Origin of the sequence: Kosakonia sp. S42 (genome assembly GCF_016624785.1) — a bacterium.
Lineage (GTDB): Bacteria > Pseudomonadota > Gammaproteobacteria > Enterobacterales > Enterobacteriaceae > Kosakonia > Kosakonia cowanii.
In genome coordinates this window covers 19,838-41,328 of record NZ_JACVTW010000031.1, presented here as the reverse complement: position 1 = coordinate 41,328, position 21,491 = coordinate 19,838, and the positions used below count along the sequence as shown (strand labels likewise).

Below are 21,491 nucleotides of genomic sequence, written 5' to 3'. Positions count from 1 at the left end.
GCTGAGAAAACAGCAAGCATGATGATGAAAACTGACACCGACATTCTTACTGTCTGTATGCAAAACAGGTGCATCACCAGGAGTCAGGCGAGTAAACGCTTTATCCAGCATATCATTGACCATATCCATTAGCGGCCTGTCAGACAGGCTATAGGAGATAATTTCTCTGTTACATAAGTCCATCACTGGCGACAGGTATAACTTCTCTCCCCTCACATTGAACTCTGTCACATCAGTTACCCATTTTTCATTCAACGAAGTGGCTTCGAATTCTCGATTCATCACATTTGCTGCTGGTTTCCCGAGCGAACCTCTGAATGTTCTGTATTTTTCTTACCCGGATGATGGCCCGGATTGAGCTTTCAGACATCAGGCGCTGTACCGTTTTATGATTTATTTGATACCCAAGTTTTCGCAGTGACAGCAGTATACGCCTGTAACCGTAACGACCCTTATGGTGGTTATAGATCTTGATTATTTGACCTTTAAGCGCCGCATGTTTGTCTGGCAGACGTGACACCTTCAGGTTGTAATACCACGTACTACGGGGCATTTCCGCAGCTCGTAATAAGGTTCTCAGAGGGTACACCTGCCTCAGTTCATCAATCACTTGGGCTTTTTGCCTGTTGCTTGCTTTTGAACCAAGGCTTTCAGCTTTTTTAAATATGCCAACTCTGCCCGAAGATAATCGATTTCATCTTGCATTTCATCGGGCGTAAGTCGCTCACGAGCTTTCGTTTTACGATGAGAAAATTTCACAGCTTCCGATCGTCCCTTTTTTATGGCTCTTAGGCCTTCAGCGCCTTCCTTTTCATAAAGAAGCACCCAGCATCGCACAACACTTTCATTTGAAATATTGTACTGTGCAGCTGCCTGGAGAAGCGAGAGATTCCCCTCTACAACAGACTTGGCAACCGCTATTTTTAGGTCAACATCGTATATTTTTCTGGCATCAGAAATGCCGTTCACGCCATGCAATTGGTAGGTAGTGATCCATCGCCGTACGGCTGTGCGCCCAATCCCAAAGTGGTGAGCAGTTCTTTTCATCCCATCATTTGTATTCAAATAGTGCTCAACCACCTTTAACCTGACGTCGAACGGATACTGCTTCTTCATTAAACTGCACCTTATTAAGTTGATGTCCAGCTTTTGGGGTGCAGTTCACTGGGGGGGCTTGTTACCGAAGCGATCTCATCAACCGTGTGTTATCCGCCTTCCCCACTATGTTCTGTGGCCCCCCCGCTGGCGGGGCGGCAAACAGACGCGCGTACTCGTAGGTAAAATGGGTGAGGCTGTCATAACCCACTGTCTAAGCAACGGCAGCGTGTATCATCGCTCTTACGGGATAGCCACTGCCTGCAGCCTGAAGGATGAGAGCTAACGACAGCGTCATCAGAAAGGCAGCCAATGCCCTCAGCCACAGGTCTGGCATGACCGCTAAAACTAAGCGACAGCGAATATAATAATCCCCCCCATTACCTCTGAGAGCTGATGAATCCCCACAAAAATGAAACATGCCTACCCTGCTGCCCATCCTGCTGGTCGCACAGCTATTTTACGACTGCGTTCTGAAAGAAAGCGCCATGCAATTCTCTGCCGGGTACCCGGGGTATCAGGTAACTGCCTGCCTTTCGTGGTCTGTGTGTCCAGTGCGAAGCCTTCATTCATGCCTTTCAGGTGCCGCTGAAGGAATCAACGCTACCAGGGGGAAGCGTAAGCGCTGACAGCATCATGAATTCGGTGGCTTTATTCTGCGCAAGGATCCTGATGAGATCACTGAGGCAAAAGAATAATGGCGATCATTACACATAATTTCCGCCTTAACGCGCTGGCAAATCAGTATGCCTCGGCCCTTTACAGTCATATCAGCTTCACCAGCGCCGCGGATAGCTTCATGGTTAATGCTGGAGGGCAAGCAATACAGGTGAACATTGTCGGCGGTATTAAAGGTGCCAGGGATTTAATCGACGGTACGAACTGGAGGTGCTCAAAGAAAATTGCAGGCTCTGGGAAGAGATCGGAATACAGGTGTTAAGTCGTTGCGTTAGTGGCAATGGACTGGCCTTAAAACCTGGCAGAGCATGGCTAATGACATGGGCAACACGATCGCAGGTATCAACAGCAGTCGAACTTTGACCCACCTTTGTTTAACAATAGCAGTTGTAATTTGCCCCTCCTGGTCACTCAGGATCAGGTCCCGTTATCAGCCAAGCCTTACGTTTCTGTTTCAATCGATAGCTTTCTCCTTTTATCTGCATTACGTGTGAGTGGTGTAGGATCCTGTCCAACATCGCTGATGTCAGAGCGGCATCGCCTGCGAACGTCTGACGGCAGGTTCGACATCAGGATCGTGGCGCTTTTATTATAGCGTTTCGCCACCACCTGAAAGAACCGTTTGGCTTCTTCCTGACTGAATGGCAGATATCCTATCTCGTCTATGATGAGCAGACGGGGTGTCAGCACGCCCCGGGGATACGTGTTTTTGTAGCGCCCCTGCCGCTGCGCCGTTGACAGCGGCAGCAACAGGTCGGCAGCGCTCCTTGATCCCTGCCCGTACAGCTTCATAGTCCAGCGCGATAGTCAGATGCGTTTTGCCCACGCCCGAAGGCCCCAACAGTACCACGTTTTCTCCCCGCTCGATGAAGCTCAGGGAGCGCAGCGACTGCAGTTGCTTCTGTGGTGCGCCAGTTGCAAAGGTGAGTCATACTCTTCGAAGGTTTTCACCGTGGGGGACGCCGCCATTCGCGTATACATTGCCTGTTTCCGGCTGGTGACGCGCCAGCTTCTCGTCCTGCAGAAGAGCTCAAGGAAGTCCAGATAACTTCATTCCCGGCTGACGGCCTGCTGGCTCAGCGCGTGCGCCGAGCCGACAAGGCTTTCCATCTGCAGCTGTTCTGCCAGCGACGCCAGGCGCTGATGCTGTATCTCTGTCATTAAGCGGCTCCCGGACAGAACATGTCATAGATGGGGGCAGATGATGCAACGGATTACGGTCGAAGAGCTGAATGTCTTCGTTGATCAGCAACTGCTCCACCGGGTTATCTGGCGGAAGCGCCAACATGGCCTGTCATTCTTCCAACCAGCGGTCGCAGGGCCGACAATGGAGATCTGGTGTTCAACTGTGGGCTACCTTGCTGAGACAGCGGTGGCCTTTGCAATTGGCGGTTTCAACGTCCAGCACGACGCCGGCAGGCCTGAGCCGCGTCATCAGGGGATATAGAAGATCTGTCGGGTGTGGCCCACCATGCGTTCAACTTTGTCCTTTGTCTGCGTCCGGAATGGCCGGCACAGTCGCGGTGTGAAACCCATTTCTTTGGCAAACTGCCAGAGTGAGGGATGGAAGCGATGCTGGCCTGGTTGGTAGGCGTCGCGCTGCAGCACAACCGTCTTCATGTTGTCATACGGCACTTCTTTCGAAGAAACGGAGGCGTTACGGTGGCAGCTTTCCATCGTCTCGCATCGCATACGATGTAAAGCATCCTGCTGTAACCCAGCACGACAACAAAGACGTGCAGCGGGGTATGGCCGCTGCGCATAGTCCCCCAGTTGACCTGCATCTGGCGTCCCGGCTCGGTTTCGAAGCGGACAGCCTGCTCAGCTGTTACAGGTAGATGTTTTGCACGGAGGAAGTAGCGCAGCAAGGTCAGCGACCCCTGGTAGCCACGCTCACGTATTTCGCGATAAACCACCGTAGCAGACAGTCGGTAAGGGTGAGCATCTGCAAGCCGTTTTCCGATGTAGTCGCGGTGGGGATCGAGCAGACTGGCGGATTTAGGGCGTGGCGAATAGGCCAGCTCCGCCTTCTGATTTTTGAGATATTTCCGAACGGTATTGCGGGATACACCCAGATGGGAGGCAATGGTGCGAATGCTCATCCCCTGTTTGTGAAGAATATGAATTTCCATAACAGCCTCGAAAGTAACCATACGCTCTCACTTTCAGAGAGAGCAGCTTAGCCCAGGGTCAAAGTTTTTGTCCGCACCCCCGGTGGGCCACTATTCCATTGCTGCTAACAGCAGGGAGGTCTGAATGAAAATCGAATTCAACGAGATGCCGTGGCCACAGTTACGATCATCAGTACTGCATTCGAGTTTCGGCGTCACAATCGAGCAGTTGATACTGCGCTTTTCCTGACACCAGAAACCATCGCCAGACGTAGCGGCTTTTTCTTCATTAAGACAGTTATCTCCGGCCCGTCAGCGACGTTTATCAGGGCTTATAAATGTTATGAGGGAGGCAGCACGATTATTAATCTTGATGTAATTCCATTACCAGTTACTGCAATTCAGTCGATGAAACACTGGATGCCGTTAACAAACAGTTACAGCGTGGTGTGTGGCAAGAAGGCGTTCATGTCTTAAAAGTCGATGGTTCCAAAGAACGTTGGATCGACTTAGCAGAGATTGCAAGATGGACACAAAAAAACAAGGATCCGCATCTCTCCCAAGGGGAGTAACTATTCGCCGGCATAAAACTGGCGATATCCCGGTGATCACCTTCACACACAAAGGGATTCTCTGCCGGGAGCCCCTTTCCAGAATGGAAGCAAACGCGCTCTGCTGGGGGAGATACAAAATAAGATCGTCAGTAGTACCTTTGAATATGCAAAATATTTACCCAACTCCAAAAAGTTGGAGCTGTTCGGGGTAGTGAAAAAAAAGAAAAACATAAAGTCTTATCTGGACGAATATCTGAAAATCTGCCAGAACCGCAACCTGTCTCCGTCGACTATTAACGGCTATGAAAAGTGCCTGCCTGCACTGTCAGCTCTACATAAACTTCACGTGTCAGAACTGACGCCAGCGGTTCTTAAAAACTGGATAGCTAGCCGAAAAACGAAGCTGAAAACGACCGTGAATAACTTTTCGTTTATGCGCAGCGCCATTGATGAATCTGTGACGGATGGCCTGCTGATCGTTAATCCGGTAACCCTTGTCAGCGCCAGCCGGTACCATGTGATAGACAACAGCACGAGCTCCGACGATTACGTGGTTGACACGTTCACGCCAGCGGAAACCAACGCTATTTACCAGAGCTACAAATACACTGAATGGGAAAATCTGTTCCGCTTCGTCTCAATACCGGTCTGCGTAGTTCCGAACTGCGCGCGCTGGCCTGATCTCGATAATATAGTGAACACTGCCCACGTACAGGCTGCCAGTGTCGTAGGCGTACTTAAAGGCACAAAGACAAATCTGGTACACGAAAAGTTGAGCTGAACAGTGAGGCGCTGGCAACCCTGCAGGCGCAGAAACAATACACTTTTATGAAAAGTGAGTTCATATTCAGCGACCCGAAGACGGGAGAGCCCTGGGCGAACGCCGATGCGATCCGCAAAAAAGCATGGGTACCAACCCTTTAAAAAGCTGGAGTGCGCTACCGTAACCCGTACCCACACGTTCGCCACTAAGCATTCAGCCAGAGCGTTAACCTTTTCTGGCCTGCAGGGCGGGCCACAAAGAGCCGGAAATGTTATTCCGCAATTACGGTAAATACTTGGCTGAATATGATGGTAAAACCGCGATAGAGGCAATTAGGGTAAATGTGAAGGACAAAATAACCCGGTCTGAACCGGGTTTTAAACATATTGCCGCATCTACTCAAGTATCCGGCGCATCGTTTCCGACAATTCTACAGCTTTATAAATTGATCGCAGACAATAGCCAGCAACACCGTCCCTTGTATATCTGAGTATAGTTAGAAGTTATCTGCTCCTTAACTACTTCCAAGTCAAACGCTTGATGGGCCTCTATACAATTTACGAATGAATCACATTCAAGGAATGTGATGATCTGCTTCAAGCAAATCTACTTGGCACTGAAGCAGATTTGGGCAGGCAAGGATGTATTCGCTAGTTTCTGAATTGATAAGTAAAACGAGGAGTAGTTCGCAGCAGCAAACTACCATGTATTTATGCTTCTCTGGAGTGGTAAAATCGCAGAAGAGATAAATCACATCCCCAACAGAAAGATGATGATGTGATGCAAAAGTTTGGGCAAAATTTGAAGGGAACATATCCCCTAAATTAAGCATTCTATCTTCCGTTGAAAAGATGGGAAATCAGTAAGTCAGCATCTTTACAGCTTCCGGCGATAACTTCCAGAGGGATTTCACCGTTCTCATTCGCCGAAGACCAAATTTCATCGTGGCTCATTTCACGAATCTGACCAAATGATAGCTTGCCAATCATCTCGATTGCCTCGTCAATACATTTAAGATCAGAATCACTGAAAACTTCATCATCAACAGGGCGCAAAGGCTCTACACGGTAATTATGGACTTTCTCATAAGCCCGAAGCGCTGACTTTATGTCTTCAACTTCGATTCCATTTGGGATGAAGCGCCCCTTTCCTTGGGCAATTTTGATGATGTCATAGGTGTTCTCAGCGACCCGTCCATCTTTCATAGCTTTATACTCATCGCCGGTAATGAGGCGACCATAACGCTCAAGGTGAGCACGATCGGCGTAGTAAAGGATTTTCCCGACATGATAATGTCGGGCACGGGTGCTTTAGAGGTCACATACAGAATGGCCTCTAAAGCCTTTTCTGAATTGAACCGACTCTTAAGCATCTCGATACCTTTCATACAATGGCTTTATGAAGTAACAACGATAAAGGAGGACATTTTGTCCTACCTAGGCGCAGTTTATAGCCAGCTATAATGAATAAGCAACCATAGATTGATCATTTTAGAGACATATTTAGAGCCATTTCACGCCAACATTTTACACGATACTTATATGCTCAACACATTTACCCCAAAGGTAATGGCACATTGTTAGACAATCCTTACATTGTAAAGAGTTGCACTCTCGCGAGATTTTTCATTGACAAGGCAACCAATAGCACTTTTTGCACAGGTTACATGACGGAGATTACTAAGGCGTTAGTAATGCGGAAAATATTTAAAAATATTGTACAAAATCATGACGTTAGACAAACCTCAATGTGCACGTGAAATGCACCTGAAACATTTAATAATGATAAAATCGTTTATGTCAGTTTGTTATCTTAATTTCGGACGCGAGTTCAACTCCCGCGCTTCATCAGACAGCGCGTGCACCAACATTCCCCGAATGCCAATAGTCTCCGCCACATGAATCACCCGCAGCCCGGCATCCCGCACCAACCCCCTGTCGACTCCCTGACCATACAATGACTTATCTACCGCCAGACAGCTCAGACCACTACCGGAATCGGTTAGGCAAATTGCGGCGAAAGTGTCCAAAGCGCAGCATTTACCGTCACGGCGCTGGAAGCTAGCGAGTAATACGTCAGCACTTTCGAACCGTCGCAGCAAACGAACGTCCGGGACTCGCCGGTCAGCTGATTTTTCATCGCCCGCTGTTTCAGCCAGTTGTCCATAGAATCCGAGCCGCAGCAAAATGTGGGTAGCATATGTCCGGCATGGAGAGGTTCAGGAACTGAAATCATTTTTTCAATTCTCATGGCGCAGGAGTTTGCATGATTTTACGCAACGCGGCATTCAGCGCAGGAGCCTGTCCAGACGTGCAAGAAACTCCTGATAGGCGTCTGGAGCGGCCATAATATGCGCTTTCAAAGTGCTTCTTTTGCGGCAGCGCGAGCGGCCTCCAGAACAAAATCAGTACGATTTTTCCCTTTGGCTTTCGCAGCGCGATCGATGAGATCACGCTCAGCGGGTCTGATGCGTAAATTTAACACTTCTCGCTTAAAAGAAACGCTGTTCGTCGCTGGCATTAATGTTATCTTCCGGTATGCCTCTTGGATATTAATCCATACAGCGCACGTAACGCTAATGCTATCACAATTTACAGATATCAGACGAAATCGAACCGAAGGAACTCACCGGACTAATTTCCGCACAGCTATGCCAGTATTTTGATATTCAAGCTAAAAAATGCGTCAAATGACGGATTTTGACAACCAGTGGTGAAGAAAACCACTATTAAAAACAATTCAATAATCAACTGAATCTTTCCGAGTTCGGCACCACTTTCACTTCTATATACGTCCTCTGAAATACACACAACTAAATGATAATCAATATTATATATCATTTTATTACGTTACAAATCCCACTATTCTCAACCCAACGCTGCCTTGATTAAGTTGCAATTAGGGGCTTTTGTGAGGGTCCATTGTGTTCAATGAAAATTGAGGCTCCCATATAGCACTGACAGCCCGGCAGGCAAGAAGCGACACGCCGATGCTGCTATTATTCTTTAGTCGCCCCCGCCATAAGCCCATTCATAAAGTAACGTTGCAACGCGAGAAAAATTGCCAGCATAGGTACCACCGCCAGCGCCGACATCGCCAGCAGACGCGGCCAGTTAATATCAAACTGCCCAACATTACTGGCTAACGCCAACTGCACCGTCCACTGGCTTTGATCACTGATAACCAAAAATGGCCATAGGAAATCGTTCCAACGCCAGACAAAATTAAACGCCGTCAGCGTAGCAATAGCCGGCAATGATAGAGGCACCACAATACGCCACAGAATGCGCCATTCACTCGTCCCCTCAAGGCGCGCCGCTTCAAGCAGGCTATCGGGAATATTGCGAATATACTGGCGCATCAGAAAAACACCGGTTGGTGTGGCCGCCGGGGCAATGATCACCCCCCACAACGTATTGAGTAAATGCAGGTCGCGTAATAACAGAAAAATCGGGATCAGGATGATTTGCAGTGGGATCATGAGTGCACACATAATAATCATAAAGATCAAGGTATCGCCGCGAAAACGGAACTTCGCTAGGGCATAGCCCGCCATGACGCTGATTGCAACCGATAGGGCCGCCGACGTAATAGAAACAATGAATGAATTGCCTGTTATCTGCACAAAATTGGTGTTCTGGAACACATCAAAGAAGTTTTCCAGTGACGGTGTCTCTGGCCACAGAGAGGGCGGCCAGGCGAAAATTTCATCAACAGACTTCAACGCATTGGAAAAAATCCAGATCGGAGGTAACAGAAAGAACAGCAGCATTATGCCAATAATTACCCAGCGCACCGTCAAAGATGAACGATTCATTTAAAGCTCCTCGACAAGCGAAGTTGGATCACCGAAAGGGTAAATAAAATTGCAAACAGCACCACTGACTGCGCTGCCGCAATCCCCGCCGTCGCGGGCTGCATAAAGGCATTTTCATAGATAGTCTGGATCAGGTAGACTGTAGAACGCCCAGGCCCCCCACCGGTGAGCGAAATCACCAGTTCATACACCTTAAACGCTTCGATCGACGACAGCACAATAACCACTACTATGCTGGGCTGTAACAGCGGTAACGTAATGCGGGTAAAGGTACGCCAGCGGCTCGTTCCATCGATACGGGAAACCTCATACAAATCACCCGGGATCGCCGTCAGCCCGGCTAACAGAATCATCATATTGAAACCTGCGCTGGCCCATACCCAGACAATCACCACGGCAACCTGCGCCATCGTATCATTCTGTAACCAGGGAACCGGGCTGAGGTCCAGCAGGCTGAGCACATAGTTGATCAGCCCGGAGTTATAGCCACACAGCCACTTCCACATGATGCCAATCGTCAACAGACTGATCATCGACGGGAAAAAGACGATGGTACGCGCCAGCCCAAAACCACGGATTTGCGGAGCCAAAAGCAACGCCATGCCCAGTGCAACCACGAGATTGAGCGGAACAGCAAACACGACAAACATCACCGTCCGCAGTAACACCTGCTGGAACTCCGGATCGGCGAAAACATGAATAAAGTTGTCGATGCCCACAAATCTGGGCTGGGTACTGGCTATCTGCGGCAGTACCACTACACCACGCTGAAACACCGACATCCAGAATCCCTGCACTAATGGATAGAAGGTGAATAGCAGCAACAGCCCTAGTGAGGGTAAGATCAACAAATAAGGCCATAGTTTTCTGATACCACACCTAAACGATGTTGAGCCACCTTGAGATCCGCGTGGGGCCGTTGGCTCCTGATTCATCACTTTCATTTTGCAGCCTCTAATCCGTCCCGCCCGGCCTTCATGATTTTATCAATCGCCTGTTCTGGCGTGATCTGATGGGTGACCGCCTGCATAACCGCATCTTTTATCGGCGCCCAGACAAACTGCATCGCCTGATTAGCCTGATCGGTTGCTGCATAAGTCGGGCTGTCCACCAGTTCATGCTGCATCAATTCCATAGCCTGACTGATTTTCACCGTATTGTATTTGACAGGTTTATCCGACAGCGTGGCGGGGATCATACCAACAGGTACCGCTAACCGTTGCAGAATGAGCGGCGAGGTTAGCCATTGTACGACCCTGGTGGTTTCATCCAGATGTTTACTGGTATTAAAGGCAACGACGTATTCACCGCCGTAAACGCTGGAACGGGTGGTACCCTTCGGCGTATAACCGGCACGCCAGTCAAATTTAGCGCGCTGCGCCACAGAACTGAGCTGCCAACTACCGGTCATCCAGGCCACTGCCTGTCCACCTATAAACAATTCTTTGGGATTATCCGAACTCGCTCCCGACCACTGGCCTTGTGGCATGTATTCATCGGCTATGTTGACAAAGCTAGCAAGAGTATCTGCGGCCTTCTGTTTGTCCATCACGACCTTATAGGGAGGTTCTGTCGAGAACAGATAGTTTCCGTACTGGTATTCATGGATGATCCAACGGCTGGCAGACACGTCCCAGACCAGCGGATATCGGGTACCCGATTTCTGAGATACCTCTTTGATTTTCGGGAGAAACTCTTCCCATGTCCACCCCTTGTTCACATCAGGCAAGGCGACGCCCGCTTTTTTAAACGCATCCGTGTTCAACAGCAGCCCGGTGGCCGTGACGTACAGAGGGGCCGCGATAGCTTTATCGCCCAATCGCGCGCCGTCTGCCCACCCCTTGATGTAATGATCGAGATAATCTTTGCCAAAGTATTGATTAAAGTCGACCAGGTAAGGACGGATCACCGCCTCCATTGATGAGGTTTTGGAAATATCCGGCATACCTGACCCTGAAGCTGCATACTGGCGGAATTTCTGGATCACATTATCGTAAGGCACCAGTTGCAGGTTAAACGTGGTTTCCGGATGCTGCTGGGTATATTCACTTAACAGTTCTTTAAGCACCGTGGATTCATTTTTATCCGTTTCATACCACATAATGGTTAATTCAGCGGCTTGTAGGGACGAACAGACAAGAGCGATGGCACCGGTCAATATAGCGATAGCAAATCTCTTTTTCATAATGTGTTGTCCTGATCAAAGTAACGACGTCAAACACGATTCAAATATATGGTTATTACTGTGCCGGAGTGAAATGATGACGGTACTTCATCACCACGGCAGCAGGCATACCACTCCATCCCTGTAACAGCGATCCGCGGCCAAACGGCGGCGAGAAATACTCCACCGCGCCAGCCCACCCCTGTTCCAGACAAGTTTGCCACCAGCGAGTTAATGGATACTCGCTGCCAGGCATGTCATAGCGCAGTAACGTATCGGCATACAGACCATCCAGATACGGCCAATCGGCTCCGTTGTGGTAGCGCATCACAAATGCCGATTTTGCACGGGTATCGCGACGGCGTTTAAATGGCGGCCAGGCACACATTACGCCCCAGTCACCATACTTCTGACGCGGGTTATGACGTGTTTCCAACTGATTTTGTACCTGGCGCAGCACCTGCTGCGCCCGTTCATGAGAAACCGCGCCGTAGCGCAACAGCGTCAGGCTATCCAGCGTAAAGTGGTCTTCAATAAAATCGTTCGGGCAACCGTAGTCGGCATAGTGTCCGCCGGGTTGTAACAGAGCTTCATCAAGATGAAGGCGTGCCTGCACAGCCAGTTTTTCACAGCGCGCAGCCAGTGCGGGATCACGTTGTTGCGCCCATTCAGCGACAGTATCCACAGCGCCGATCCACAGCCCTAAATCGTAAGCGACATAACCCGACCGGTAGACATTGTCGGCCCAGTCGCGATCGTTATGTGCTGGCTTTTGAGGCAAGCCGTTATTGTGCTCAATGAAGCTTTCATAACGGGAAATAATGACAGCGATCTGCGCCCAGTATTGTTCGCACGGTGAGAGATCCCCGGTGCTACGCACATAATCGGCAATCGATAAAATAAAAAATAGCGGGCTATCAAAGTGATCGCTCCACCAGTCCTGTGGTCGGCTGTGATTTTCTTTCACCGCAGGGTTATATGTCCGCGCGTCTTCCCAGGCATCGGACAGACCGGGGCCATTCAGAATCACGCCGCTCGGCGCTTCCCCCGTTGGTTGCAGGCCAGCCGCCAGCAGGTGGATTTCTTCCAGCACAATCTGTGGCTCAAGCGTTAACAGAGCCTGAAGCGTCCAGTAACCGTCACGGTAATAGGTGCGGGCCGGCGCACTGTAATCCATCCCTGCGGCCAAACCAGAAAAACACCCAGTATGATCATAACGGATACTGGATAACGCGGCATGAGTGCTCTGCATGACCATGCTGCGCATAAGGGGCTGAGCCTGAGGTAGCTGATCACAATAAGCAACATAGCCCGCCGCCTCTTCGCGGATCTGCTCCGCACTGAGTGCCAGGCCGCGTTCGGCTTCCGCCTTGTCGTTACCTGCGGCAATCAACACATCGTTATCACGCTGTTCAATAATCACCACGCCCCAGGGCAGCGTCCAGCAACGCCGTGCAGCGGAAATCTCTTTGCGTGACTTTCCGCCCTTTTGATCCCACCAGGCACGCTTGCGTGCGGGGTAAAAACGCAGATACTGCGCGTTGGTCAGCAAAATAACTGGCTGTGATTGCGCAAGATAAAACCCTTGTTCGTTCGTTAGCAGCCGATTAGGTGCCAGCAGACAAGATCCCTGAAACGCAGAGACATGCACGTAACCCAGCGAACCGCTGCCCCACACGGCAAACGCCACTATGCCCTCCGCCGAAAAGGTACCTTGCAGGCGACGCCCCATAAAGGGTAACAACGGCGCAGACTGGCTGGATAGCTGCCCATCATCCTGTGGAGTAAGTGCTAATGCAGGTGTCGGTGTGTGGATGAAATTCATGCTGGCTGTCCCTCTACGTCATGATAACTAATGGCCGTCAGACAACGCTGATGGGCAAGATAAACGGCACCGATAACACCGGCATCATCACCCAACGCACTGCCGGTGATCTGAACCGGGACCGGCAGTAACTGACGAACAAAGTGCTGGATTTGTTGATAAAATGCAGGTCTGGTGCCGATGCCGCCGCCCAGAATCAACCACTGAGGATTAAGCATACTAACGGCTGAAGCCACGCCGAGAGCCGCGATCCGCGCCGTATTTTCCAGCACCGCAATCGCCTGTACGTCGCCCTTTTCCGCATGACGGAAAATATCAATCACTTCCGTACCCCCTCCCTGGTAGCGCTGGCGGATAGCCTGGCTACTGACGCGATCTTCAAATATTCCACCGACTGAAACTCGTGCATCCTCGTAAGGCGTCGCGCTGAGCGGCAGTAACGAGATCTCCCCGGCCATGCCCGCATGGCCGCAAATAATATTGCCCTGCACGATAATGCCCATCCCGACGCCAGTACCAAATGCAATGAACACCAACGAATCACTGTTCTGTCCATGCCCCTGGTGATATTCTCCGAGCGCCGCCAGATTGACGTCGTTTTCAAAAGTGACCGGACAATGCAGCGTATCGGTCAGGGCAAATAATGCCGGCAATTGGCTGGGGAGGCGCAAATTAGGGGAGAGATTCACATTACCCAGTTTATCTATCGCTCCCGGAATGCCGATAGCCACCTGTTGTAAACGTTGTGGCGGAATTCCAGCCTGTTTCAGCATAGACCTGGCTAGCTGCGCCATCTGTTGCAACGCGGACTGTTCATCACCTTTACGAGTTGGTTGTTCAACCTGAACCAGCTCCCGACCATCCAATGATGCCAACCGCCCTTTGACTTTGGTCCCACCCAGATCGAAACCAATAACCACTGGCGACTGAGGGTGCAAACAAATGCTTTCTGACGTACGCTGAATGATCTGCTGTTTTTCAAGCATATTAAGCATCTGTTGTGCCATTTCTGGCGAAATATCAAACACTGACACCCAGGCGGGTGATGCCGACGGCGGCAGACGATCTAACTGCGATAATACTAATTTTATGGTCTTATTCAGGGGCCTAAGGTTCACCATATGCTGTCCTTTTTTCCAGCAGCGGGTTTTGTTATAATTAGTTAATCAACTTTACGAATTAATAACGCTCCCTACTGTTATCCGTCAATACAGGCAGTAAATTTATTATCTGTTTGCGTCAGAAAGTTTTAAAAAATGAGAGATGAACGACGTTTTCACTAAATGATACTCTGTTGTTTCATTGTGCATATGCAGGTATAGATACGTAGCGGTTTATCATAGAGAATGACTAAATGATTGAAATAGAAAACGATGTTCCAGTTCTACGCCAAATATCAGTACATGCAGTAATGGAGTACCTATTACATTCAGGGCCAGCCTCACGCGCAGAGATGGCCAAGGCGACCACACTCTCTAAACAGACCATCTCTGAGGTGATCCTCACGCTGGAGGAACGCGGCTGGGTGCGCCCATGCGGTTTGGCCTCGGGTAAAGTGGGCCGCGCCGCAATGAACTATGAAATATCCGACGATCTGTTTTACGTATTGGGCATGGACGTGGGTGCGACCACCATTCGGCTCAGTCTGGTGAATCTTCGCGGCAAAGAGGTCGCGCACTACGAAGATGCCAACGACAACACTGGTGGCGACAATCTGGTCAAAAAACTTTGTCAGTTAAAAGATGCCCTGCTCGCCAGTTTAAACATCGAACCGCGCAAGCTACACAGTGTGAGCATGGCCATTCCAGGGGTGGTTAATCAACAAACCGGCACCCTCTCCTTTGCCCCAAATATGAATAATATGGAGGAGTTTAAACTGCTTAATGCCATGCGACATGTCTTTAACTGTGAAGTATTGATTGAGAACGATGTCAATGCGGCGGCGATCGGGGAGTACTGGCGCGGGCACGGTCAGGATGCCCATTCACTGGCATTTATCTCGCTGGGGACGGGGGTTGGCCTGGGTCTGCTGCTGGAAGGAATTTTACTGCGAGGTGCGATGGGTGCGGCAGGTGAGATATCTTACCTGCCGCTGGGTGCCGATGCCTATGCGTCAGAAAATCGCCACCATGGAACGCTGGAGTCCGCAATCGGCGCCAGTGGAATCAGCCGACGTTATCATTTTGCCGGAGGACTCTGTGATACACCCGTGCGTGATATTCTGAACCGCTACGTCGACAAAGAACCCGCTGCGCTTATCGCCATTGAAGAAACGGCGCGGATTGCCGCGTTGCTGGTGCTGTCGGTTTCTTCGCTGTTTGATCCGGAAAAAATCATTATTGGTGGCAACATTGGGACACGTCCCGAGCTGGTAGAACGCATCAGCTATTACCTGCATAGCTGCGCCCCTCATCCGATAGTACTGGAGTGCAGTACGCTGGGTGCGCAAGCCACGCTGACCGGTGCGGTGGCGATCTCGTTGAATAAGTTACATAATCTGTTGTTTGGGTTAAAAGATTTTTCGAAGCAGGTTCAACTCCCCAAAAATATCTAGCCTGGCCGACGCCGTTGGGCATCGTTGTTGGACTGTTTTTTGTGCTACGTCACATTATCTCAATAATTTAGTTCGGAACATTGACGAACTAAATTAAATTTAGCCATTATACGTCAATCCATTCATTCTGTCGCGCGTAGTAACCACTATTCGACAGAATGAATTCTTGATACCTGAGCAGTGGCGGAGCATTTGATGGCACAACTTACGCTGGCGAATATCACCAAATCATTTGGCGATGTACAGATCATTAAAGGGGTGGATCTGGATATCAAGGACGGCGAGTTTGTCGTTTTTGTTGGCCCTTCGGGCTGTGGAAAATCCACCCTGCTGCGCCTGATCGCCGGGCTGGAAGACTCTACGTCCGGCCAAATAAGTATCGGCGGCAAAAATGTCACCCGCGTATCCTCCAGCGATAGAGGGATTGCGATGGTGTTTCAGTCCTATGCCTTATATCCGCATATGTCAGTCGCCCAAAATCTGTCGTTTGGGCTGGAAAATACCCGGATGTCGAAAGCCGACATTCAACAGCGGGTGCTGGAAGCGGCCAAAATGCTGCAAATAGAGTCCTGTCTGGCCCGTAAACCCCGTTCACTATCTGGCGGCCAGCGTCAGCGCGTAGCGATTGGACGGGCAATCGTACGCCAGCCAAGTGTCTTCCTGTTTGATGAGCCGCTATCTAACCTCGACGCCGCGCTTCGCGTTGATACACGCTCGGAAATAATCAACCTGCATAAGCGTCTGAAAAGTACTATCGTCTACGTCACGCACGATCAAATCGAGGCGATGACCATGGCCGATCGTATCGCTATTCTCAATGGCGGCATTGTCGAACAATTCGATAAGCCATTGGAATTATTCAGTTATCCAAAAAACCGCTTTGTCGCAGGCTTTATCGGCTCGCCTAAAATGAACTTTTACCAGGGCACAATATCTGCGTTGGCAGGCAACCAGGCTACGATATCAATTAATGCATTTCCTGAGGTCGTGGTAACAGTTAATCCCAAACTTGCCAGTATCGGTATGCCGATTGAACTGGGGGTTCGCCCCAGCCATCTGCAATTGCAAACGACCACAGGGGAAAATACCCTACCTTTCAGGATTGACTATGCCGAATTGATTGGTACGGAAACCTACATGTACGGGCATATTGAAGGAAATGGCAGTAAGACGACACTGCATCAGGCGGATAATATCAGCGTCAGCGAAGGTGATTTATTATCCCTTTCTCTCCCAACAGAACGGCTGCATCTGTTCCGCGTCAGCGATGGTTTATCTATAGTGGCACGTTAGCCACTCAAAGGTACGATGCAATCAGCTGCAGCGAACCTGCGGGGAACAGGATTTTAGGGTAGAGTCATCCAATCTGAAAGCACATATCTGGGCCGTGCCAGCAAAGCGCGAAGCAGCTAAAAGCGTAAGATTTTCAGAGCGAATGGTACAAGGCTCATTTTCATATTTTAAGTCATTGATAATACCATGATATGACTGATCAAGTGTAATCAATCTAATTTTGACATAATTTGTCTCCAGGCTAGACAATCCATTAATTAATGTATTTGGTAAACTTTCATTCAAATTAAATAATAAGTGGTTATTTCTGCCTAACAAACTATGGTGTTCGATTAATATCATTAGGTACCTGAGTGAGGGGGTTGACAAAAATCGTATCAGATTGCTTATTAAGATAACCAGACTATGTGCAGCGAAAGTCATATCCACCGTGAGCTGGCCGAACCAAACCGGTTTGGTGTTCACCCCTTGGGTAAAACCAAAGCAATCATCCCAAGGACTTGGTTGTGGAGTTATCCGCTCACCGGTGGAAAGTTCATTCTTGTCAGTCCGCCATGAACTAAACGTCCAGTTCACTCTGGTCATCATCGTAATGCAGATGTTTCAAAAACCAAGGATGCCACCCGGCATAAGCCGGAAACGTATCTGCATCACTATGGATTTCCAGGCGCATCTGCAGCGCAATCCGCTGTATTACATGCCCTTTCCACGGACACGGTTCTGCCAGAGTCATACTCAGCGTCAGGCTATCTGAGGTGTGCTCAATAACATTCCACTCCACAATGTTAATCACCCAACACTACGGCGGAGCCGGGCGCGTTTCGAGCGTTATGAATTCTGCTGCCTACGTTCCCGGCGTTGAAGATGAGGCATTTCGGGGTTTAGCCCGGGCGTGGGCATCTGCCCGCGATAGTTTACGGCATGCACGACAACGACTGAAGTCGTTTCTTCTGGTCCATGGGATCCATTATATCGGACAGGCAGACTGGGGACCCGTGCATCGCCGCCGGCTGAGTAAATATTCTTTCGAGTGTGTGGTGACAATTAGCTTTCGACGAGCACAGACGTACGATAGAAGATCAGTTTGCGCAATGCGGCGACTGGAAGCTATGCTGCGGAAAGCGGTTATCGAATGTCGGCTTTACCTGGTCATTGAAGCACTGGGTGTCCAGTTCATTACGGGAGTTGAGTTAGTTTCTGAGCTGGGTGATCTGGCTCGTTTCGAACATCCACGTCAACTGATGTCATGGTCTGGTATCACCCCTTCGGAATATTCATCCGGAGGAAGCAGACATCAGTGCAGCATAACTAAAACAGGTAACAGCTTTGCCAGAAAACTGCTGGTCGAAGCTGCCTGGAGTTACCGGCATCCGGCCCGTATCAGTCCTGCAATACAGAAGCGGCAGGAAAACTTACCCAAACCCATTATTGACAGGGCATGGGATGCACAAATAAGGCTTTGCAGAAGATACCGCAAACTTCAGGCCAGGGGAGAGCATGTCAATATAACAATTGTCGCTGTCGTGCGCGAGCTGCCGAATTTTATCTGGGATACAGGTCGGATAACCATGTCTGTTACACCACAATCACAATGTCGGAAACCGGTATAATAGAAATAACTTTATGAAATAACGGCAGTTATTGATTTTCTGAAGGCGGTGTAGCCCGGTACAGGAAGAACCCACGTTGACGCTTAGCGACAGCAGAGCAATGCTGATTCGCAACGTAGAAAGTGGCAGACTCATAGACGGACTTCTGTATACGGTATTCAACCCGCGAATATCAGCGTGTCCACCGTCGGATTTACTGCTACGCCACTCTCAGTGGAATTTAATTTGTAAATAAACGGCCAAACCAGCTATTTTGGTTTGACACGGAAAGCCATATCAGCGTCAATGGGAGTGCGGACGCTTTCCTGGGCTCTCAAATTATGTATTCCGAAGCGGACCGCCTTCGTGCAATCGAGTAGTACTTTAAATACGGCAAAAAAATCGTAGCTGGTGTTCGTGAGCTGGGTTATCCCACAGAACGCCATCTCCGACGCTGGATTGAAGCATGGAAGCGGATGACGGCACTGTAAAAGTGTTAAGCGGAAACCACGCTACTCCACCGCGTAAAACAGCTGCTGTTGATCATTTTTCACACATGGGCGCTGCCTGGCCATCACGTGCCGTGAGCTGGGCTCCCCCCTGCACCGCGATACTCAACTGTTGGCTGGATGAACTTCTGCCGGGTAAGCGTCGTATCATGACCGGCACCTCCAATCCTGAGCGCCCTTTACATCAGAGGTTAGCGTAAAGCCAGGCGGGCTGTACGCCCGGGAAATCGCTCAGCATGTGGATGCCAGCCGTCAACTATTGTATAAGTGGAAGGATGAACTTGTTGGTGGCGGGACCTATCGTTCAATGCGCAAACGCAAAACAGCATCCGAAACAGAAGATATCGACAGCTGCGCAATGAGCGGGACAAGCTCAGGCAGGAAATCCAGCGGTTACAGATGGAGCATGATATCCTGAAGAAAGCGGATGAAATTATAAAAAGAGATCAGGGCATCAGCGCAGGTCCCCTGACAACAGGGAAAAAACAAAGGTCGCTGATGCCCTGAGAGAAACATATCCGCTGCTGGTGCTGTTGAGCACCCCGGGGCCCGCCCGCAGCAACTATTTCTATCGCCGCGCTGCAGACCGGTGGCAAGCACGCTTTTGTTCGTGTTCCTCTGGCAGAGCTCTTCCACGCCAACTACCAGTGTTACGGCTACCGCCGCCTGCACGCAATGCTCTGTCATGAAGGCGTCCGACTCTCTGAAAAGGTCGTGCGCGGGCTGATGTCAGAAGAAACATTTGTTGTAAGCACAGCACGCCCTACAGCTCGTACTGCGGAGAAATCGGCCCGGCCCCTGATAATCTTCTTGTGAGGGATTTTAATGCTGTACTGTCCAATCAGAAGTGGTTGACGGATCTCACGGAGTTCCAGTTGCCAGCAGATAAAGTGTGGCTGTCACCAGTGGTGGACTGCTTTGACAGCAAGGTGTGGCTGGTCGGTAGTCATCCGGTCTGACGCGATTGCGATGCTTGCCAACCGTATGCTGGAAAGTGCGGTCGAGGCGCTACAACCCAACGAACACCCGATCATACACAGCGATCGTGGCGGGCATGACCGATATCCAGAGTGGTTACAGAGAATATCATCCTCGGGGCTCACACGTTCAATGTCGCGCAAAGGGTGCTCGCCAGATATGCGGCATGTGAAGGGTCCTTCGGGCAGCTGAAAACAAGATGTATATGGCAGCAACTGGTCAGGCGTAACGCTTGATGACTTTATGAAGCAGATTGATGGCTACATACGCTGGTATAATAGTCGTCGGATCGAGCTGTCGCTGAGCGCAGTGAGCCCTGAAACATACCGGCAAAAACCGGGGCTAATCTAATCGATCAGTCCAGTAAATCTTCCGCACACCCTTTTGATTAATTGCACTGAATGGTAAGAAAAAATCATGAATAAATTAATTCTGGCGGCAATTGCCGTTGCAAGCGTCACAACTTTTGTGTCGCCCATAGTCAGGCATCTTATGCTTATGCAGGAACTTATAATCCTAATGGCGAAGGTGTATATCGATTCACCATCAATGTGCAGGGTTAACCGTCCGGAAAAAAGCTGGTGAGCCAATTACCGATCAAGCTCAGATGGTGGCTTCATCCGATGGTAAACACTCCACGTTGCCAGTGGGACCGTTACTACTTATCAGATCGGTACTAACGGCGCTCCATTGAATCAAGTCGACATACAAGGTAATGGGCCGGTTTACCTGTCTCTAACACTCAATCAGTATTACCTGATGATCGCCAATTATGTCAGCGGCAGCATTTCTGTGTTAGGGATTACTCCATAGGGCAAACTAAGTAAAGCCATTGACCATCATCAGGCTGTGGACTAGCCGGAGCAAGCAAGCCTGCGGCGACGGTAGAAGACAGTTTGCCATTAGCGATCACAATGGTCCTCATGCACATACGGTTGCAAGCGATCCAGATGGTAAATCTGTTTACTCGGCGGATCTAGGGCTGGGTTGCATTTGCCAGTAGTACCATCTGAATTAGGAAGATACGCCGACGCCTGCTAAACCTGTATGAACAAATGCCTCTTTTGAAGATGCATGTCCACGCCATTTTGTTTTTAGTTAGTCAACGAAGAGCCTCCACCCTCACGCACTACCCCATTAATCCATATATCGGTGTCTTGCAGGAAAAGGCCACGTTCTCAACGCTGCCTGCCAGTTATAAATGCATCAATTTGCAACCGGGTTTATGGATAGCCGGGGAAAATTATACATGATTAATCTCCTGCATGACAGCATCGCGCATTTTCAGGTCAATGCCGACGGTACACTGACACACAGATGATGTGTGGGCGTGGGGTGACTCACTCATAACGCTGACATTCTCGTTTAATGGCAGCATGATTTACGTTATGAATCAGCGTAGTGACAACATCATCAGCTTTAAAGTAAATAACGTGAGTTAAGCACCTTGGGTGCTTGTTACCAAAGCGCTCTCATCTCTAGATTTTATCGCTCGCCTTCACCTTCGATATTCTCTGGTGTCTAAGAACCTATCCCAGAAGGGATTGTCAGAGTGTCGTAA

The 21,491-nt window shown here is 49.7% G+C and carries 16 protein-coding genes and 9 pseudogenes; 10 read left to right on the top strand and 15 right to left on the bottom strand.

Translation table 11 applies throughout. The features are described from left to right. The 3 genes from IAE50_RS21855 to IAE50_RS21845 all read right to left on the bottom strand — a co-directional run. On the bottom strand, positions 1-282 hold a 282-nt coding region (locus IAE50_RS21855; RefSeq protein WP_200581277.1), incomplete at its 3' end, for a DDE-type integrase/transposase/recombinase. Beyond that, positions 248-553, bottom strand: a complete 306-nt coding sequence (locus tag IAE50_RS26805) for an IS3 family transposase (RefSeq protein WP_375287871.1) — start codon at positions 551-553, stop codon at positions 248-250. The genes IAE50_RS21855 and IAE50_RS26805, both read right to left, overlap by 35 nt. Positions 554-606: 53 nt before the next feature. After that, positions 607-1,116 (bottom strand): helix-turn-helix domain-containing protein, encoded by a 510-nt coding sequence (locus IAE50_RS21845; RefSeq protein ID WP_200581275.1) that lies wholly within the window; start codon positions 1,114-1,116, stop codon positions 607-609. Positions 1,117-1,798: 682 nt separating this feature from the next. On the opposite strand from IAE50_RS21845, the pseudogene IAE50_RS21840 reads away from it, so the two are divergent. After that, positions 1,799-2,114, top strand: a pseudogene (locus IAE50_RS21840) (hypothetical protein); the annotation flags it as partial. A gap of 66 nt (positions 2,115-2,180) precedes the next feature. On the opposite strand, the pseudogene istB reads toward IAE50_RS21840, so the two are convergent. Further along, positions 2,181-2,934: pseudogene (gene istB / locus IAE50_RS21835) on the bottom strand (IS21-like element helper ATPase IstB). Next, positions 2,934-3,926, bottom strand: a pseudogene (gene istA / locus IAE50_RS21830) (IS21 family transposase). The pseudogenes istB and istA overlap by 1 nt, the downstream one beginning before the upstream one ends. A gap of 103 nt (positions 3,927-4,029) precedes the next feature. On the opposite strand from istA, the pseudogene IAE50_RS21825 reads away from it, so the two are divergent. From IAE50_RS21825 to IAE50_RS21820, 3 genes and pseudogenes are all read left to right on the top strand, one after another. Then, positions 4,030-4,223 (top strand): annotated as a pseudogene (locus IAE50_RS21825) (hypothetical protein); the annotation flags it as partial. 44 nt (positions 4,224-4,267) lie between these two features. Next, positions 4,268-4,456 carry an excisionase gene (locus tag IAE50_RS26170; RefSeq protein WP_309228105.1) on the top strand — a complete coding sequence of 63 codons (189 nt, stop codon included), beginning with the start codon at positions 4,268-4,270 and terminating at the stop codon, positions 4,454-4,456. After that, a pseudogene (locus IAE50_RS21820) lies at positions 4,411-5,532 on the top strand (Arm DNA-binding domain-containing protein); the annotation flags it as partial. The gene IAE50_RS26170 and the pseudogene IAE50_RS21820, both read left to right, overlap by 46 nt. Before the next feature lie 243 nt (positions 5,533-5,775). On the opposite strand, the gene IAE50_RS21815 reads toward IAE50_RS21820, so the two are convergent. The 9 genes and pseudogenes from IAE50_RS21815 to IAE50_RS21775 all read right to left on the bottom strand — a co-directional run bounded on the left by IAE50_RS21815 (position 5,776) and on the right by IAE50_RS21775 (position 14,128). Next, complete coding sequence (locus IAE50_RS21815; protein ID WP_200581274.1) at positions 5,776-6,033, bottom strand: hypothetical protein; 258 nt, start codon at positions 6,031-6,033, stop codon at positions 5,776-5,778. A 1-nt stretch (position 6,034) separates the two neighbouring features. Continuing rightward, positions 6,035-6,430 carry a Panacea domain-containing protein gene (locus IAE50_RS21810; RefSeq protein WP_309228104.1) on the bottom strand — a complete coding sequence of 132 codons (396 nt, stop codon included), beginning with the start codon at positions 6,428-6,430 and terminating at the stop codon, positions 6,035-6,037. A gap of 593 nt (positions 6,431-7,023) precedes the next feature. After that, positions 7,024-7,436: pseudogene (locus IAE50_RS21805) on the bottom strand (GNAT family N-acetyltransferase); the annotation flags it as partial. 11 nt (positions 7,437-7,447) lie between these two features. Continuing rightward, positions 7,448-7,721 (bottom strand): annotated as a pseudogene (locus IAE50_RS21800) (DUF1778 domain-containing protein). 478 nt (positions 7,722-8,199) lie between these two features. After that, positions 8,200-9,018: a carbohydrate ABC transporter permease gene (locus IAE50_RS21795; protein ID WP_200581273.1), complete on the bottom strand. Its 819-nt coding sequence runs from the start codon at positions 9,016-9,018 to the stop codon at positions 8,200-8,202. Next, a complete protein-coding gene (locus tag IAE50_RS21790) occupies positions 9,015-9,800 on the bottom strand; it encodes a carbohydrate ABC transporter permease (RefSeq protein ID WP_234467284.1) in 786 nt (261 codons plus the stop codon). Before IAE50_RS21790 ends, IAE50_RS21795 begins: the two co-directional genes overlap by 4 nt. Before the next feature lie 158 nt (positions 9,801-9,958). Next, positions 9,959-11,203: an ABC transporter substrate-binding protein gene (locus IAE50_RS21785; protein WP_200581271.1), complete on the bottom strand. Its 1,245-nt coding sequence runs from the start codon at positions 11,201-11,203 to the stop codon at positions 9,959-9,961. A gap of 55 nt (positions 11,204-11,258) precedes the next feature. After that, the gene (locus IAE50_RS21780; RefSeq protein WP_200581270.1) at positions 11,259-13,007 is read right to left on the bottom strand and encodes a glycogen debranching protein; all 1,749 of its coding nucleotides are present in this window, start codon (positions 13,005-13,007) and stop codon (positions 11,259-11,261) included. Then, the gene (locus tag IAE50_RS21775; RefSeq protein ID WP_200581269.1) at positions 13,004-14,128 is read right to left on the bottom strand and encodes an ROK family protein; all 1,125 of its coding nucleotides are present in this window, start codon (positions 14,126-14,128) and stop codon (positions 13,004-13,006) included. The genes IAE50_RS21780 and IAE50_RS21775 overlap by 4 nt, the downstream gene beginning before the upstream one ends. A 233-nt stretch (positions 14,129-14,361) precedes the next feature. On the opposite strand from IAE50_RS21775, the gene IAE50_RS21770 reads away from it, so the two are divergent. Next, complete coding sequence (locus tag IAE50_RS21770; RefSeq protein ID WP_200581268.1) at positions 14,362-15,561, top strand: ROK family transcriptional regulator; 1,200 nt, start codon at positions 14,362-14,364, stop codon at positions 15,559-15,561. A gap of 195 nt (positions 15,562-15,756) precedes the next feature. After that, a complete protein-coding gene (locus IAE50_RS21765) occupies positions 15,757-16,854 on the top strand; it encodes an ABC transporter ATP-binding protein (RefSeq protein WP_200581267.1) in 1,098 nt (365 codons plus the stop codon). 21 nt (positions 16,855-16,875) lie between these two features. Here the strand turns inward: IAE50_RS21765 and IAE50_RS21760 are convergent, their stop codons facing one another. Then, complete coding sequence (locus tag IAE50_RS21760) at positions 16,876-17,430, bottom strand: hypothetical protein (RefSeq protein ID WP_200581266.1); 555 nt, start codon at positions 17,428-17,430, stop codon at positions 16,876-16,878. A gap of 260 nt (positions 17,431-17,690) precedes the next feature. Between IAE50_RS21760 and IAE50_RS21755 the strand changes: the two are divergent. The 4 genes and pseudogenes from IAE50_RS21755 to IAE50_RS26530 form a co-directional block, all read left to right on the top strand. Continuing rightward, positions 17,691-18,464, top strand: a pseudogene (locus tag IAE50_RS21755) (transposase); the annotation flags it as partial. A gap of 380 nt (positions 18,465-18,844) precedes the next feature. Next, positions 18,845-20,281: pseudogene (locus IAE50_RS21750) on the top strand (IS3 family transposase). Positions 20,282-20,620: 339 nt separating this feature from the next. Next, positions 20,621-20,743, top strand: coding sequence for a beta-propeller fold lactonase family protein (locus IAE50_RS26535; RefSeq protein ID WP_255563718.1), 123 nt, complete (start codon positions 20,621-20,623; stop codon positions 20,741-20,743). A gap of 19 nt (positions 20,744-20,762) precedes the next feature. Then, positions 20,763-20,933, top strand: coding sequence for a beta-propeller fold lactonase family protein (locus IAE50_RS26530; RefSeq protein ID WP_255563717.1), 171 nt, complete (start codon positions 20,763-20,765; stop codon positions 20,931-20,933). Positions 20,934-21,491: the final 558 nt, after the last annotated feature.